We start from the raw sequence: 16,230 nt of genomic DNA on the forward strand, positions 1-16,230 counted from the left end.
ACTGAAAGCGGGATGGTTGTCATCACGCGACTTGAAAACTCGTCACTGCGAGACACGGAGAAAAACATGACCGATGGTCAAATGAATAAGAAAAGAAGAAACAGGGAAACCAATAAGGTTTGTCGGAACGCTTTGAAATCTACAGCGCTTCAGTCCAGTCTTCTGCTGGGCGGTTTGGCATGTGCGGTTCCTGCAGTTTCTGCACAGGACGCGAACACCGAAACTGCTATGGAAGAAGTTGTTGTAACAGCGCGTAAACGTTCAGAGAGCGTTTATGATGTTCCAATCAGCATTAACGTAATGTCATCTGACGCGATCGATAAACTGGGCGCGCATGACTTTACTGACCTGATCAGCTCTGTACCAAGCCTTGGTGCATACCAGAACGGTCCAGGCCGTACGCGTCTGTCCATTCGTGGTGTAAACAGCACCAGTAGCTCGAATGGTAACGACAACGAAACGCAGAACCAGGAAACTGTTGGTATCTACGTTGATGAAATTCCAATTTCACTGGCATCTTTGAGCCCGGAACTTGGTCTGTTCGACGCATCACGTGTTGAAGTCCTGCGTGGCCCACAGGGTACACTGTACGGCGCTGGCTCTATGGCTGGTACATTGCGTGTCGTTACGAACAAGCCAAATACTGAAGAGTTCGAAGGCAAGCTGGATGTAACGCTGTCTGACACTGCGTATGCAAGCAAGCACAGCTACGATGTTAAAGCTCTTGTGAACATTCCGATCGCAGAAGACAAAGTTGCTCTGCGTATGAGCGGTTACCACAAGCAGGCTGCTGGTTACATCGATAACGTAACTACTGGCGAAAAAGACGTAAACGATGGTCGTTCTGCTGGTGGTCGTTTTGCACTTAGAGCTACGCCAAATGAAAAACTGACAGCTGATTTTGTCTTCATGTACCACGAGTACAGTGACAACGGCCGTACAGAAGACACAGATTCTACTCCGCTATACTCACGGGATTACACGTCTTTTGATGGTTATGATGATCAGATCGCTATCTACAACCTGACTTTGAAGTACGACATGGACAACATGTCTCTGGTATCTTCAAGTTCATACTTTGATCGTAGCGTTTTCAATAGACGTTCTATCGATACTTTCTACGGCCTGCCAGGTATCCTGCCTGAGGGTGTAGATCCACACGAACTGGAAGACCTGACAGACGTAAACGCTTTCGTTCAGGAAGTACGTCTTTCTTCTGACACGGATTCTGATTTCCAGTGGACAGTCGGTGGTTACTATGATTACCGCGACATTGACGGTATCAATTCATGGCCAGTTCCTGGTCTGGATGAAGGTGCTGCTAATGACCCTGCGTTCGAGCCAGCGTCTAACTGGGGTGCACCTGATGATTACTTCCTGTATGCGACAAGCGACCAGCGTGTAGAAACTTTCGCCTTCTTCGGTGAAGCATACTACACTTGGGACAAGCTGACTGTTACAGCGGGTCTGCGTTACTTCAACTGGAAACAGAAACTGTCTGATTTTGAATCTGGCCAGCTGATTGGTGAAACTGATCCTCAGCCATCTACCTATCCAGTAGGTAAGGAAGACGGCTTTAATCCAAAGCTGAACATTTCCTACAAAATCTCTGATGACCTTCTTGTTTACGGTCAGGCAGCAAAAGGCTTCCGTTACGGCGGTACCAACACTGGTGAAGTGCCTGTAGATCTTTGTGGTGCAGAAGCAGCTGAAGCAGCTGCAAGCGGTGAAGATCCACAATTCTTCCGTCCTGACAAGCTTTGGAACTACGAAGTTGGTTTCAAAGGTACTACCAATAACCGTAAGCTGTCTTTCAACGCCGCTGCCTTCTACATCGACTGGTCTGACATGCAGAACTCCCGTCGTTTTGAGTGTGGCTTCAGCTTCCGCAGTAACGTAGGTAAAGCAAGCAGCAAGGGCCTCGAGCTTGAGTTGACTGCAAACCTGACAGACCAGCTGATCGCGACCTTTGGTGGTGCGTACACAGATGCCAAGCTGGACGAGACAGTAGAAAGCCTGACAGCATTTGAAGGTGACCGGGTTCCTTACGTTCCTGAGTTCGCATTCAGCGGTAGCCTTGAGTATGATTACACAATCAGCGATGACCTCGAAGGTTTCGTATGGGGTAACGTACAGTATGTTGGTGACAGAGGCTCTGAGTTCTCTAAAACTAATACAAACTACCGTCACATTGAGGCTTACACGCTCGCGAACTTCCGTACTGGTATTCGTAACGAGCGCTACGAAGCGTCTATCTTCTTCAATAACGCCTTCGCAAGTAAAGGGGTTATCCGGGCACAGCGTCGCTTCCCGTTTGATCCAGATGCGTCCCTGCGCGTTAAGCCAAGAACGATCGGTGTCAACCTGAAGACTTACTTCTAGGTAACTCTTATGCAAAGCCGGGTGGCTGCCCGGCTTTGCAGCTCTTAACTATCAACCGGCTAAAATCGTTATCTTTGCCGTTTAGATGCAAAGAGATGTGCGTCCACACGTAACCAACCATGTTTCATGCCTTATGTATGGATATTTGGATGGTCGAGGCACAGAAACGGGATAGGCTGATCAGGAGATTGACAATGTTTAAAAGTATGAAAACACTATTTGCCCTGGTTCTGCTGGTCGCAGCACCGCAAGCTTGGGCTGAAGTTGTCCTCATTAAAATGGAGACATCCTACGGACCCGTTTCTATCGAGTTGTACCCTGAAAAGGCTCCCATTACTGTTGCAAACTTTCTGAAATATGTAGACACCGGTAAATACAACAATGGCAGTTTCTACCGTGTCGTTCGTATGGATAATCAGGCGCAGAATAACATCAAGATTGAGGTTATTCAGGGCGGAATGGGCGATGTCCCGGAGCATGAACGGTTTGCCGATATTCCGCATGAAACGACTGAAGTAACCGGCCTGAAGCATGAAGACGGTACCATTTCTATGGCGCGCCTTGATCCCGGCACGGCTTCATCTGAATTTTTTATCTGTGTTGGTGACCAGCCCCACCTTGATTTCGGTGGTGAGCGTAATCCGGACGGCTACGGCTTCGCAGCGTTCGGTAAAGTAGTGTCCGGCATGGATGTGGTTCGTAAAATCCAGAATGGCAAAACAGATATGCCTACGGATCCAACCAAACTTGAATACACCAGCGGTCAAATTCTGATTGATCCTGTTGTTATCAAATCCATTAAGCGTTCCGAGTAATTTTTCTGAGTTTTGTTTCGAGTACCTCTAATTTGTTCTGAGTACCTCCAATTGTTCTGAGTACCTTCCAAGCCCTTCCAATCTAATAGGAAGGGCTTTTTTTTATCCAAATGTATTTCAAGATGATTTGTCCATTGCACCAATGGTAAGGGCATTGGAAAAGGGCTGAGTTAAATCGGCCAGAGACCAATAAATGAAAAACTATTTCAGCGTAATCGTGGAATAGAGTTTCACAGGAATGCCGCCATGACTGAAGGCAGTTTTCCGCTTTTTAAACGATAGCCCTGTTGCTTGTGCAAGGGGTTCAGAGTTGGTGACAATCCCCACACGCCACCCGTGAAATGACGTTTGCAGTGTTTTACCAAGCGATTGATACAGCGGCATCAGTTTTTTGACGTCGCCTAGGCGGGCACCGTAAGGTGGATTGATAATCACCAGGCCGGGGGTGTCCGTCGGCGGCACCAGGTTACTGATAGCTTGTTTGGTAAAGCGTGTGGCCGCAGTGACATTGGCACGGTCTGCGTTGGCGGTTGCGATGTCAATTGCGCCAGCGTCGCGGTCATACCCGTAACATGTGTGCCGTATCTGGTCTGGGCTTGTCTGGCTGTTTTCAGCGTCTTGTTTAATCTGCTGCCAGATATCTGCACTGAACGTTGCAAGTTTTTCAAAGGCGAAAGACCGACTGCGCCCAGGAGCCAAACCCGCGGCGATTTCTGCTGCTTCAATGACAAATGTTCCAGACCCGCACATGGGGTCAAGAACCGGTTCGCGGCCTCGATACCCGCATTCAAACAACAGGAGCGAAGCCAGAGTTTCTCGCATTGGGGCCTTGTTAACCGCCAGTTTATGCCCCCGCTTATGCAGACTGTCACCGGATGTATCGATGCTGACAGTGCATACATCCTCTACGATCCTGACTTTCAGGCAGATATCAGAGGATGGATCGGTGGGGATGTTGGCGTGGTCGCGCAAGGCATTCTCAATACGTTCTGCCGCAGCTTTACTGTGATAAATACGGGATTTCCGGCACGTAACATCCACTTTGACGGCGACACCGGGGATAAGTGTCTCATGCCAGGGAAACTTTTCTGCCTGCTTTGCCAATTTTGCAAGGTGAGAAGCTGGAAATGAACCAAGCCGCACAAGGACACGGGTTGCGCCGCGCAGTAAAAGATTTGCGCGCCATACATCCTGCCATGTGCCAAAGATTGTCACACCGCCTTTTTCAGCAGTCGGGGACGGAAACCCTAACCCCTTTACTTCTTTGCAAAGACTATTTTCCAACCCCGGTACGGTGGTGATAAAAATTTCATTTTTCTTTTCATTTGTCATCGCGCTTCTGTAGCACGTGTGGCGACGCCGGGCGACTGCATTTATGGCAATATCACACTTTACACCTATTCCTGCGCTGGGCGCCTAGATGAAATCTGCATAGGGTGCGTATCTGCGTGTAGGTGTAATGACATTGTTCGCAGTAGCATAACTTGCCGTGTAACAGTGTGGGTCAAAGTCAAAATGGCGGCGGCAATTCTCATGTTCAGAAAGCCCAATCGCTTTTTGAAGTTCTGGTATGACCCCATCGGGCTTATTGACCAAATCTTCATACCGACATTCTGTCATCCTAAGTGTTAAAGTGGTTTTCCAGTGATGCCACAAGCGGTGTTGCAGCTGCTGATATTGCTGAATATGCTTCAGGTCATAACTATAATCATGGCCTGTGCTGTAATGCTGGAAGAAGTTAGATAACAGCGTATCCTGATCATCTCGAAGGCAGGTGATCACCCGCGCTTGTGGCCATAAAGATGCAATCAGTCCCAAGTGAAAAAGGTTCGCTGGCATTTTATCCAGAAAATATGAACAGGTGGCAGGCACGTTACCGTATTCCTGATACTCCTGCAGCCAGTGGCGCTTGTGGGCTGCAGTTATTTTAGTAAGGGCCGACTGGTGATCCTGATCACGACAGCCCATCATTTGGGGCAGGCTATGAAACAGGGCATCAACGAAACGTGTTTCCCCGCAGCCGTGAACATCGGGATGGGCGGACAGGATTTCGTGGACCAGCGTTGTCCCACTGCGTGGCATACCGACAATAAAGACAGGGATGATACCTGCCTGATCGTCTTCAGGAGGGGCAGGATTGTCCTTTTTGGGGAATAAAGCCGTCAGATATTCCACCCCTGCCTCTGTCTTTTTTGGGTTGTAGGTTCGTGGAGAGACAGCATCATTAGCCTGCCGGTAGCATGTGAACGCTTGTGCATAATTTTCTTCCGCATCGTATATGGCGGCCAGTTCAAAGAGCAGTGCCCCACGAGCCTGCTGGCTATGTGTATTTTCAAGGGCAGTGCCAATACTGTCCTTCTGGGAGGGCGGCATTTTCAGGCGCCGTTCAATCCGACTATAAGTAAGGATAGTGTTTATGCTTCCTGTGCCGTCCTGTATAAGTGGGGACAGCGTTTCATAGGCGTCTTCCAGCTTGTTACGGCGTTCTTGCAGGGCAGCGAGTGCAGCAACGGGGTCTTCATAGTCAGGGTCCAGATATGCAGCCTGTCTAAAAGCATTTTCCGAGCCTTTTAAATCCCCGTTATCTGCCATAGCAGCGCCCATGTTGAACCATGCGGTCTTATTTGTCGGGTGTGCGGCAACAGTCTGTTGATACCAATAGGTAGCACCGTCAAGGTCCCCGGTCATTTGGTGGCAAATACCTAATTTGAAATAGATACTGTGCTGTGGGTTGTGGGCAGGGATGCAGGCGCGCAAATGTGGTATTGCGTCTGCATAGGTTTGTGCCGCCATGGCAGAGGTTGCCGCAGTGAATGCAGATGAGGGGTTTTGGGGCACGGTTTCTACACCAGTTTTATGCGTCATGCTGATCACTTCCCATTAATGTCTCTATCATGGATGCCTTGGTGGTTTTAGTCTGCTCTGATTTGGCCGCATCCGAGGGTGGCTTTGGTTTTGTGGGCTTTGTGCCTGTGGTGGTTTTCTTTCCTGTTTTCTCAGTGGCTGATTTTTTCACGGGGTTTTTTGTGGACCTGGATCGTTCTTCAGGGGCATCTATTGTATCGGATGGGGGCTGGGTAGTTTGGTCATCAATCAGGATCGACCGCTGGGCCGAAAATATATTATCCAGCATTGCGAGATCGGCATCTCTGCTTGCAAAACTTTTGTAGCGAATACTAAGCGGGGATTCAGAATCCATCGTTTTGATGGAAAGGCCGGGTTGTTCATGTTCTTCATCAGATCCGGGAGTGCCGGTTCCAGAGTACCAGACAAGGTGCTCCAGATTAATGCGAAGGCGGCCAAGAATAACGGCTTTCATGGTCAAGGTTTTGCTCCTGCATCTTGAACGGTTCTGCACAGGTGTGCGAACCGTGCACGCACGTGGTCCACTGCTGCCTGCTCCTCACTGCCTGGGCAGGCAGATATCTGTGCGAAGGGCTTAAAGCTTGCGTCTGCAGATCTTGGAGGACGGTTTGTCACAAGCATATTCATGGAATGGGGCTGGCAATTATACTGAAAAAGGTGGGGCCAGTGTGCCGCAGCAAGTGTTTTAAGTGCCACTGAATAGTTAGAATGATCAAGGCGCGTGATCAGGTTGAACCAGTGCTCATTCGCTGAGTGAAATAAATTTTTCAGAAAACGGGGATTTGTAAGGAGTGGATTGATTTCTGCCCGGCCGTCATCAATGTCAAAAATGACGAAGTCATACTGATTTGATGTTTGTTGTAGCCATGTGTCCGCACATGCACAAAAGACAGATAATCGCCCCAGATTTTCATAGTGCCGATATAGGGGGTAATGGCGTCCAACGACCTCAATCAGATCATTATCAATTTCAATCACATCCAGTGTCAGTTCCGGAAAGTTAGACAGAAGGGAGATAGCTCCCTCAGCACCACCAAGACCCAGCATTAAACCGCGTCCTTTCGGGTGGGACAGGGCGGCGATTAGCCAACCCGCAGTATAGGTGCAGGCCCCGATAGGGCCAGGGCCTTTTATAGGGGGGCGGGTGCTGTCCATTTGGGATGTTGTGGGTGACAAGAACACAGCTGATTGCAGTCGCCCCGCATTATAAAACCACCGTTTTCCTGCAAGGTCCTGTATGGTGATGGGGCCGAACATGCCAGCTGTTTCTGACAGAATATGCCCGCCTATGGGAACCGTGCGGTGCATTTAGCTATCCTTGTGATCAGCCATATGGCCTTTGAAATTCAGCTCAAGGACGGTTAGGCGATCATTCAACATTTTCTCTAGTTCAAAGGCTTGTTCCACCTGCAGCAAATCGTCAGCAATTTCCTGATCCGCAGAGACGGCTACGGCCTCTTTCCTGGCCAGCTCCGCGGCGGCTTTTGCTTTTGCAGTTTGCCGCTTAGTGCTTTTCCCAGTGGATGCCCTGCCTTTGGGGGGAGCAGTTTTTGGAGCTCCTTCCGGTCGTCGGGAATGCTCTGCCAACTTGTTCAGAAGGCTTTCTGACGGTGTTTTGGGCAGGGCAGCATCAATTTCGCCCGTTTTATCATTGCGTCTAAGAAGTAGGGGCAGGGTGATATGACAATGGGAAATCCGAAGGTGGGGGCCACTGGCTTTCGCCTGCATTTTAGTGTTTCCTGCTTCCAGTTCTTTCTGCAGGGTGTGCAGAAGATCAGCAAGTGACCCCCAGTCTTCATCGTCCTGGTCATGTTTTTTGTGATCAGGCACGTTCTTCTCCGTTATCAGGTGTTCTCAGCTGCGATAACTACCAGCGGTACAATGGTACATTTCACTTCAATGCCCATTTTGCTTTCGTACCCCAGTGTCAGCTGTTCCTTGATGCCGATACCGAAAATCGTCAGCGACACGTCCGTGCTGCTGTTGACGGTATAGTCGGCAGAGATGTTGATATCGAACATATATTGCTTGATTTGCATGGGTTGTGTCGCGGTGGACATCAGCTTTTGTGCTGTCCCCGCTGCCCCTGCAAAGGCAATAATATATGCCGACAGTTCAACGATATTTCCTCCTGCACTCATAGGTTTTCTCCTCTCTTTATGTGAAAGTTGGTTCACTCAAAACACAACTGTTTTGATGAGCAGGCGAGCAAGGAAGCCTGCTCTTCAGGGTTAGCAAGAGCGTTTAATTGCGTTTATAAACAACCCCGATTGGGAACAGGGTTTTGGCTTTGATGGCATTTTTGACTTTAGCGTCTTCGTGTTCTGCCTGATTGATCCATGTTTGAATGGTGGCAGCATCATCAACCATAAAGACCATAACGCCGTATTTGACAGACTGGATTGCTATCTGGTTTTCCAGTTTCCGCAGATCATTAAGAACCGAAGTGTAGGAATAGTCTGTCTTTAATTCCATCGCACCAATATAGTCCGTTGCAACTTCAACCCACATAATGTCGCTACGTGTCTCCACGTTGTTGGGGCTATAGGGCTGTTCCAGAAACAACATGTATTTATCGTACTTGCCCTGTACTACACGCCGTGCCAGTAGGTCATAAATCATGCCCTGAATGGACCATTCATAGAATGTTTTGGGATTGGTGGAATGGTTAAAAAAGGAATCAATTCCTGTGAAACTATCATACTCCCCCAGGACAGCTTCCAGATCTGTTTTGACTTGACCCTTCGTCAGATATTTCAAGATATCGTCAGACATCGTGCAACTCCATAGTTGTTTAAGAATTTAGACTCAAAACTATAGAGGGTGCGATTCTATACGCTGAAGCGCGAAAAAAGACAATCAAATATTGAAAATAAAAAATGAATATCAATATAAAGGTGTATATCTATTGCAACGGGAGGAAACGAAAATGGATATGAAACTGCTGATTGCCACGCCGTGTTATGGCGGGATGGCGACTACGGAATACCTGGAAAGCATGCTGCGCCTGGCAAAGATGGACGTTGCCTTTGATTTGATGCTGATTGCGAATGAAAGCCTGATTCCCAGGGCCCGTAATAGCTGCGTGGCGGCATTTCTTGGCAATGAAAGCTATACGCATTTGCTATTCATTGATGCAGACATTGGGTTTATGCCGCATGAACTTGGGCGACTGCTATCACTCGACAAGCCAGTCGTCGCGGGCGTGTATCCCAAGAAGAAGCGTAATTGGGAGAAGGGGGCAAAGATGGGCTATAACACTGCCGATGAATTGCAGTACGGCACACTCGATTATGTTTTAAATGTCTGCGAAGAAGGCGAAACGCTGGACGGTGAAACATTCGACGGTGCTGTAACTGACGGGTTTATGCGTGTAGCTTATGCGGGTACCGGTTTTATGCTGATACAGCGTCAGGTTTTCACCAAATTGATGGATCGTTTTCCAGAAGATCAATTTCTGGATGAAGGGGAAGGGTATGACCGGGAAAGCATGAAAAGCCGTTTCTGGAATTTCTTTGCGCCGATGATACACCCCCAGTCAAAACGATATCTAAGTGAAGATTTTGGATTTTGCTATAAGTGGCGCGTGTGTGGCGGGGAGATATGGGTTAACTGTATGTCGGAACTAACCCATGTTGGACGGTCTGTGTACCACGGGGATGTGTCCAGGATACGGAAAGAAGCGGCGGAGTAAGGACAGGCAGGGGCGATACTATATCGCCCCGTACCTATGTTTGTCCGCTTCGCCTAACTTGCAGTCTGCTCAGATCTTGCCTGACGGAAAAGGGCAACATCAGCACCATACACATTCCACGACATAAAAGTTTCTGGTGGATAATTGAAATAGTTCAGATAGTCGTATTTTGCACAAAGCTTCTTAGTTATCTCCAGAATGACATCGCGTTTCAAGCCACCGTTTTCACCAAGGTTTTCTGTATCCTTACGTGCATTTCTAACGGCATCTTCAATGTCGGTAATCAGGTTTAACTGATAGGAGGCGATGGCAGGGGTCGCCGGGTCGCCGTGGCCGCTATAGAGTGTTTTGGTGGCCTGAAAATCGTCACGCAGGCGCTGGAGTTGGTTTTTGCTTTCAAACAGCCGCGCTTCCCCAATCCAGTTGGGATGGCCGACCATGGCGACATCCCCTATGAACACGGCGGACAGTTGCGGTACTTCTATCAGCAAATGTCCTTCTGCTTCACCGGGACCATAGTCGTGGAATGTCAATTCAACGCCAGCAACGGTCATGGTTTCCCCGTCACTGACTGTTTTGGTCGGGAAAACAGGGTGTGTTGTCAGATTGCCTTCAAAGTTTTTGGCAAATTCAAAGGCCATAAATTGTTTGTAAAATGGGGGCGCGGCTTCTACGCCTTGCTGTGTTGAATATACGGGAAACTGTCCCAGTGATTGCTGCAAGGTATCAAGCCCCGCAAAATGATCGAAATGCGGATGGGTGATAAAGGCGGCTTCTACCGGCTTGCCCGTCGCTTTGATCAGGCTGGCAAGCTTTGAGGCGTCAGAGTTTAACATCTGACTGTCTATCAAAATGATACCAGTGGCAGATTCGATCCAGTAAGCGTTTGTGTCCCATGCTTCCTGGCTTGCCACAAATCGGTGAACAGTGGGCGGTTCAGTATTTTCTGCATACGTCGCTGTTGAAAACAGAAATGCCGGTACAACAAGCCGGGCCAGTACCCGCCATATCGGCATGATGATGATAGTGGATAAAGTCATTGCGTCCTCCCCATTTCCCAGTTTCTGCATACCCCTTCTGCCGGGACACGTCTATTTACACTTGGTTTATAGAAAAGGGTGAGGCGAGACCTACAGGAACACTGCAGGCCTCTATGTTGATACCTGAAAAATATCAGTCCTCAGACAGACAGCGTGGATCAGAATCTTGTATTAGCCTTATTTTTTGGCGTGTCAAAGGGATCGGTAGACATCCGTGCCCTTGTTCGCAAATCATATCCCACTGTGGCCGTGCTCGCTGGTGACATTCCAGACAATTGCCGCCGAACCGGTTAAAGACCTCGTCCGCGCCGCGTACTTTGATGCTACTTCCCTCGGCAGATACATTCAGTTCGAAAAACTCCCAGTCTTTTGTTTTGGGGTTCCAGCCTTCCTCGCGTTTCACCATGACTTCCTGCGGCACGAGCTGGACAACTGACCCTGGCGGGTAAACGCCACCTTTTTTTGAATTTGCTACCTCCAGCGTAGCATCCAGATCACCAAGAAGATTATCCACATAAAAATGACGCACCTTTTCCATGTCAGACAGGCACCGGAAGCTTTCATCCGTTATGACAACTTCTTTAGTGTCGGTAGTGTCCGCATGGGCCGACACAGAAAAGGGAACAAACAGACAAAAGAAAAGAATGAAATATTTTTGCATTTTGGTAGTTCCTTATACTACCCCCAAACGATGCAGAGGATAACTATGGGCAAAGGACTTATTCTTTCAAGTGAACTTTCCGTGATGAGGTGGTTTCGGAACAGGCTTGTGATTTCGCAGTTTCGTGGGTAGGGTCGCAGCAATTATGTAGTTTCAGGAGCCAATGTATGCCGAGAAGATTTCTAGGAATTTGTTTGTCAGTCCTTACTGCAGTAAGTGCACCAGCGTTACTGTCCCCCGCTTTATCTGCAGCGGACGATATACGCTTTGACTCTGCCGCTTTTGATCCAGATACGGCCTTTGCACCGTCTGCTTCTATTATGGCAGATGTGGACGCAACTCTCGCTATTGCCAAAAAGGAAGGCAAGCTTGCGGCGCTTATCCTTGGGGCCAACTGGTGTCATGATAGCCGTGGTTTGGCCAAGCATTTTACTGACCCTGCTGTGGCTTCACTTCTGGCAAAACATTACGCGGTTAAATTCCTGGATGTTGGGTATCTGGAAAAAGGCGTGGATGTCGCCAACCGGTTTGGGTTGCCCGTTTACTACGGCACGCCAACTTTGCTTGTTGTGGACCCAGCAACTGAAACGCTTCTGAATAAGGACAATGTCTATTTGTGGCGCGATAGCTATTCCATGAAAATGGAAGATGTGCGTGCATCAATCGAAGCAATGGCAACCAGCAAGCCTGTAGCAGAGACTGTGCCCGATAATCCCGCGCTTCAGGATGCGCTGGCCAGTATTGATGCGTTTGAAGAAAAGCACGCGCGCCGTATTGAGGCTGCCTTCAGTGTCGTTGGGCCAATGTTAAAGGCATACAAAGACGGCAAAACACCTGAGAATTTTGAAAATTACTGGGGTGAACTGAGAGAGCTTCGGTATGGCCTGACAGACGATGTTACGGCTCTACGGCAAGGTGTCTGGCAGCGGTACCGCGCAGGAGATGCAGATTTAAGCGTTACGTTTCCCGAATACCCAGCTTTTAGCTGGGAATAGTATAGCAAAATACGCAAGAGCCGAGGCAGATACCCACGCCTCGGCTTTTTTATTGTTAAAAGCTAGACTGAGGTGCTGTCTTCAAGATGCGCCAATGAGTGCACAATGTTTAAGAAAGTGCTCTGGCTTTGTCTGTCCATGCTTTGAAATGCATGCGCGAGTTCGCGTTTTTCTCTGGAAACTTCCTCGGCAGATTGCTCAAGGTTGCCATTGTTGGGGAAAAAGGATTCCACGCGTACGTTCAGTGATTTAGCAAAACGCAAAAGTTTGCCCGCAGAAATCCTGTTGTGACCCTTTTCGTATTTTTGAATTTGTTGAAAAGTAAGGCCAACTTCCTTGGACAAATCGGTTTGGGTTAAACCCCGTTTCTTACGTATTTCGGCTAATTTGGAGCCGACGGCGATGTCTATCGGATCTGGCATAATCATTCCTAAAGTTACTGTTGCCCCCCGGCGTGGTATGTCTAGGCAAAGGAAAGGGGATTTGTCTAGGAAATCCGGTGATTTTGAGTGGTACAATATGCATTTTCAACCACAGTGCCTCTTATAAAAGTTAAAAGTTGAATTTGCGTGAAAAATCATGTTTCTTTTTGGTTGAAAATGGTAACCCGGCTCCGGGGACTATTCCGGTTTGTGATATGTCCGAGAATCAATTTCATAGCCATCTTGCTTTTGTGTTTTGGGGGGCGTGGAGTGCGCAGCGTTGTCTCTGTGCAGGTTGGCGTTGTCCGACTTGATGAAGCTTCAGTTTACCTGTGTTTTAAATTGGTGACACTTGGTGTCAAACCACTGGTAAAGTATTTTCTGACAGTATTTATTGATTGGCCAAAAGCGCAAATAGTCGGTAAAACAAGCGAAAAATTACCGCGAACTTCGAACTAAGAATAGGGACAATAGAATGAAAGCGCTGGTGAAAGCAGAAGCCGCTGTTGGGCTCGAAATGCAGGATGTTGCAGAGCCTGACGTTGGCATCAATGATGTTCTGATCAAAGTCAAGCGAACAGCAATATGCGGCACTGACATGCATATCTATAACTGGGACGACTGGGCACAAAAGACCATCCCTGTCCCCATGGTTGTTGGCCATGAGTTCGTCGGCGAGATTGTTGATGTCGGGTCAAACGTCAATGACTTCAAACCGGGCCAGATCGTGTCGGGCGAAGGACATGTTGTTTGCGGCCGGTGCAGAAACTGTATGGCGGGGCGTCGACATCTGTGTGCGCACACGTCTGGGGTGGGTGTAAACCGCCCTGGCGCGTTTGCTGAATATGTTTCCCTGCCGATGTCCAATGTTTGGGTTCACCGTAAAGGTATTGATCTGGATGTTGCCAGCTTGTTTGACCCTCTTGGCAATGCGACGCATACCGCACTGCAGTGGGATCTGCTGGGCGAGGATGTTTTGATCACCGGTGCAGGGCCAATTGGCGCAATGGCCGCGGCCGTATGTCGGCATGCCGGGGCGCGGCATGTTGTGATTACAGATGTGATCGACAGCCGTCTTGATTTGGCGGTGAAGCTTGGGGCGACGCGCGGGGTGAATGTTACGCGGGAAAAAATCGAAGATGTTGTGGCTGAACTGGGGATGAGCGAAGGTTTTGATGTGGGCCTTGAAATGTCCGGGAATGCTTCTGCCTTCAATAGTCTTCTGGCGAATATGTGTCATGGCGGCAAAGTGTCTATCCTCGGAATTCCTTCAGAGGACACAAAAATCGACTGGAATCTGGTCATTTTCAATATGTTGACCCTTAAGGGCATATACGGCCGTGAGATGTATGAAACATGGTACAAAATGTCTGTCATGATCGATAATGGGCTTGATATATCGTCGGTCATTACGCACCGTTTGCCTTTCACCGATTTTCAACAAGGTTTCGATGCAATGAATGCGGGTGAAGCCAGCAAAGTTATTCTGAACTGGGACGTTTAATATGTATACGATGAAAGAATTTCTGGAAGGCGAGCTTCAGGGTATCCGTGATGCCGGCCTTTATAAGAACGAGCGCAAAATCACAACGCCGCAAGGCGCGAGTGTCGGCGTCTCAACCGGTGAAACAGTTCTGAACCTGTGTGCGAATAATTATCTCGGCCTTGCACAGCATCCAGAAGTTAATGCGGCTGCTATGCAGGGGCTGAAAGACTGGGGCTACGGTATGGCGTCTGTGCGCTTTATTTGCGGCACACAGACACTCCATAAACAGCTTGAAGATGTCCTGACCGAATTTCTGGGTACCGAGGATACAATTCTGTACCCCAGTTGTTTTGATGCGAATGGCGGTCTGTTTGAAACGTTACTGGGTCCTGAAGATGCGGTTATTTCAGATGAACTAAACCATGCATCCATTATTGACGGAGTACGTCTGTGCAAGGCGAAGCGTTACCGCTATAAAAATAATGATATGGCAGATTTGGAAGTTCAGCTGAAGGCCGCAAAAGAAGCAGGCGCACGCTTTATTCTTGTAACCACTGACGGCGTATTTTCCATGGATGGGTATATCGCGCAACTCGATAAAGTTTGCGACCTTGCAGATAAATACGGCGCGCTAGTGCATTTTGATGATGCGCATGCAACGGGCTTCGTCGGTGAACGCGGACGGGGCACACATGAATACCGTAACTGTATGGACCGTATCGACCTGACGACAGGAACGCTGGGTAAGGCACTGGGCGGTGCATCAGGTGGTTATACTTCTGGCAAGAAAGAGATTATCGAGCTGCTGCGTCAGCGCAGTCGCCCGTATCTGTTCTCCAACACGGTGGCGCCGCCAGTGGTTGCCGGTGCCCTAAAGGCGATGGAGCTTGTCACACGCGATAACGTTCTGCGTGATCAGTTGCGGGAGAATACCAAGTATTTCCGTGCCGGGCTTGAAAGTCACGGATTTGATTTACTGCCGGGTGAGCATGCGATCGTGCCTATTATGCTGTATGATGCGGCACTTGCAGCCCGTTTTGCCGATGAAATGCTGAAGCTGGGTGTCTATGTGATTGCATTCAGTTATCCGGTTGTGCCGAATGGCAAGGCCCGGATACGGACCCAGATGTCAGCGGCTTTGACGCGGGAAGATCTGGATAAAGCGATTGATGCTTTCGGTGCAGTGAAAAAAGCGATGGGGATATAATCTCCCCATCTATTCTGCTGTTGCGCTGTGCCTGCTGGACACTGCGTCTTTTCAAGGATTACGTCCCGGATTTTTCCTTGTCCGGGGCATAGGCAATTACCTCAATTTCCACAAGACCTGTATCATCAAACAGCGAACTGATGCCGATGGCTGTCCATGCCGAATGCGGTTCGTCCATCAGGTCATCTTTTACTTCTGCGATGACTTTGATCTGTTCCGGTTTAGATAAGTTCAGATACGGGCTGTCAAACACATGGAAGGTGCGGATTTTCACCACGCTATTCCAGTCTGCACCACCGGCTTCAAGAATTTTACCAATGATATTCATGGCGCGTTTGATACGTTCTTTGTATCCGTCACGGTCTAGCGGGGCATCTGAACCGTTTGCCGTGGCTACAACCCCGGAAAAATACAGGGTGTCACCCGCGCGAACAGCGGGCGAGAATTGGAACTCACTATCATACCATCCTGCTTTCAGGCGCTTGTCGGCAATGATGGCAGTTTTATTATGCCCGGAAATATTGGGTGTACTGTAGTCAGGGCTGCTGGCATCTTGTGCCGACACTGCCTGCGTCATCATGAGCCCGGCAAGGCCCAATGCTTTGTAAAGTTTATACATGATATCCCCCTTATAGTTTCGGATGCCAAAAGAGACAGGATGAC

18 protein-coding genes are annotated in these 16,230 nt (G+C 48.8%); 7 read left to right on the top strand and 11 right to left on the bottom strand.

Annotation, left to right across the window (positions count from 1 at the left end):
* Positions 1-66: 66 nt before the first annotated feature.
* Complete coding sequence (locus tag IE181_RS07770; RefSeq protein WP_229819257.1) at positions 67-2,382, top strand: TonB-dependent receptor; 2,316 nt, start codon at positions 67-69, stop codon at positions 2,380-2,382.
* 194 nt (positions 2,383-2,576) lie between these two features.
* Complete coding sequence (locus IE181_RS07775; RefSeq protein ID WP_229819259.1) at positions 2,577-3,197, top strand: peptidylprolyl isomerase; 621 nt, start codon at positions 2,577-2,579, stop codon at positions 3,195-3,197.
* A gap of 201 nt (positions 3,198-3,398) precedes the next feature.
* On the opposite strand, the gene IE181_RS07780 is transcribed toward IE181_RS07775, so the two are convergent.
* The 7 genes from IE181_RS07780 to IE181_RS07810 all read right to left on the bottom strand — a co-directional run bounded on the left by IE181_RS07780 (position 3,399) and on the right by IE181_RS07810 (position 8,837).
* Positions 3,399-4,529, bottom strand: coding sequence for a THUMP domain-containing class I SAM-dependent RNA methyltransferase (locus IE181_RS07780; RefSeq protein ID WP_191251695.1), 1,131 nt, complete (start codon positions 4,527-4,529; stop codon positions 3,399-3,401).
* A gap of 84 nt (positions 4,530-4,613) precedes the next feature.
* Complete coding sequence (locus tag IE181_RS07785; RefSeq protein WP_191251697.1) at positions 4,614-6,062, bottom strand: tetratricopeptide repeat-containing sulfotransferase family protein; 1,449 nt, start codon at positions 6,060-6,062, stop codon at positions 4,614-4,616.
* Positions 6,052-6,522, bottom strand: a complete 471-nt coding sequence (locus tag IE181_RS07790) for a hypothetical protein (protein ID WP_191251699.1) — start codon at positions 6,520-6,522, stop codon at positions 6,052-6,054. The genes IE181_RS07785 and IE181_RS07790 overlap by 11 nt, the downstream gene beginning before the upstream one ends.
* On the bottom strand, positions 6,519-7,370 hold the full coding sequence (locus IE181_RS07795; RefSeq protein WP_191251701.1) for a hypothetical protein: 852 nt from the start codon (positions 7,368-7,370) through the stop codon (positions 6,519-6,521). The genes IE181_RS07790 and IE181_RS07795 overlap by 4 nt, the downstream gene beginning before the upstream one ends.
* Positions 7,371-7,892 (bottom strand): hypothetical protein, encoded by a 522-nt coding sequence (locus IE181_RS07800; RefSeq protein WP_191251704.1) that lies wholly within the window; start codon positions 7,890-7,892, stop codon positions 7,371-7,373.
* 14 nt (positions 7,893-7,906) lie between these two features.
* The gene (locus IE181_RS07805; RefSeq protein WP_191251706.1) at positions 7,907-8,203 is read right to left on the bottom strand and encodes a hypothetical protein; all 297 of its coding nucleotides are present in this window, start codon (positions 8,201-8,203) and stop codon (positions 7,907-7,909) included.
* A 103-nt stretch (positions 8,204-8,306) separates the two neighbouring features.
* Positions 8,307-8,837 (bottom strand): hypothetical protein, encoded by a 531-nt coding sequence (locus IE181_RS07810; RefSeq protein WP_191251708.1) that lies wholly within the window; start codon positions 8,835-8,837, stop codon positions 8,307-8,309.
* A gap of 154 nt (positions 8,838-8,991) precedes the next feature.
* Between IE181_RS07810 and IE181_RS07815 the strand changes: the two genes are divergently transcribed.
* The gene (locus IE181_RS07815) at positions 8,992-9,756 is read left to right on the top strand and encodes a hypothetical protein (RefSeq protein ID WP_191251710.1); all 765 of its coding nucleotides are present in this window, start codon (positions 8,992-8,994) and stop codon (positions 9,754-9,756) included.
* Between the two features lie 53 nt (positions 9,757-9,809).
* Here IE181_RS07815 and IE181_RS07820 read toward each other — a convergent pair whose 3' ends face one another.
* Entirely contained in the window at positions 9,810-10,796 is a 987-nt protein-coding gene (locus tag IE181_RS07820; protein ID WP_191251712.1) for an MBL fold metallo-hydrolase, read from the bottom strand.
* A gap of 133 nt (positions 10,797-10,929) precedes the next feature.
* On the bottom strand, positions 10,930-11,457 hold the full coding sequence (locus IE181_RS07825; protein WP_191251714.1) for a hypothetical protein: 528 nt from the start codon (positions 11,455-11,457) through the stop codon (positions 10,930-10,932).
* A gap of 194 nt (positions 11,458-11,651) precedes the next feature.
* On the opposite strand from IE181_RS07825, the gene IE181_RS07830 reads away from it, so the two are divergent.
* Positions 11,652-12,452 (top strand): thioredoxin family protein, encoded by an 801-nt coding sequence (locus IE181_RS07830; protein ID WP_191251716.1) that lies wholly within the window; start codon positions 11,652-11,654, stop codon positions 12,450-12,452.
* 62 nt (positions 12,453-12,514) lie between these two features.
* On the opposite strand, the gene IE181_RS07835 is transcribed toward IE181_RS07830, so the two are convergent.
* A complete protein-coding gene (locus IE181_RS07835; RefSeq protein WP_229819261.1) occupies positions 12,515-12,874 on the bottom strand; it encodes a helix-turn-helix domain-containing protein in 360 nt (119 codons plus the stop codon).
* 270 nt (positions 12,875-13,144) lie between these two features.
* Here IE181_RS07835 and IE181_RS07840 point away from each other — a divergent pair, with 270 nt between their 5' ends.
* The 3 genes from IE181_RS07840 to kbl are packed head-to-tail and all read left to right on the top strand — an operon-like array spanning position 13,145 to position 15,567.
* Positions 13,145-13,333: a hypothetical protein gene (locus IE181_RS07840; RefSeq protein ID WP_191251720.1), complete on the top strand. Its 189-nt coding sequence runs from the start codon at positions 13,145-13,147 to the stop codon at positions 13,331-13,333.
* Positions 13,334-13,349: 16 nt separating this feature from the next.
* A complete protein-coding gene (tdh, locus tag IE181_RS07845; RefSeq protein WP_191251722.1) occupies positions 13,350-14,378 on the top strand; it encodes an L-threonine 3-dehydrogenase in 1,029 nt (342 codons plus the stop codon).
* A 1-nt stretch (position 14,379) separates the two neighbouring features.
* Positions 14,380-15,567: a glycine C-acetyltransferase gene (kbl, locus tag IE181_RS07850; RefSeq protein WP_191251724.1), complete on the top strand. Its 1,188-nt coding sequence runs from the start codon at positions 14,380-14,382 to the stop codon at positions 15,565-15,567.
* Positions 15,568-15,625: 58 nt separating this feature from the next.
* Here kbl and IE181_RS07855 read toward each other — a convergent pair whose 3' ends face one another.
* On the bottom strand, positions 15,626-16,186 hold the full coding sequence (locus tag IE181_RS07855) for a Rid family hydrolase (RefSeq protein WP_191251726.1): 561 nt from the start codon (positions 16,184-16,186) through the stop codon (positions 15,626-15,628).
* Positions 16,187-16,230: the final 44 nt, after the last annotated feature.

It is taken from the genome of Kordiimonas sediminis (assembly GCF_014656395.1).
In the GTDB taxonomy this organism is placed as follows: domain Bacteria; phylum Pseudomonadota; class Alphaproteobacteria; order Sphingomonadales; family Kordiimonadaceae; genus Kordiimonas_A; species Kordiimonas_A sediminis.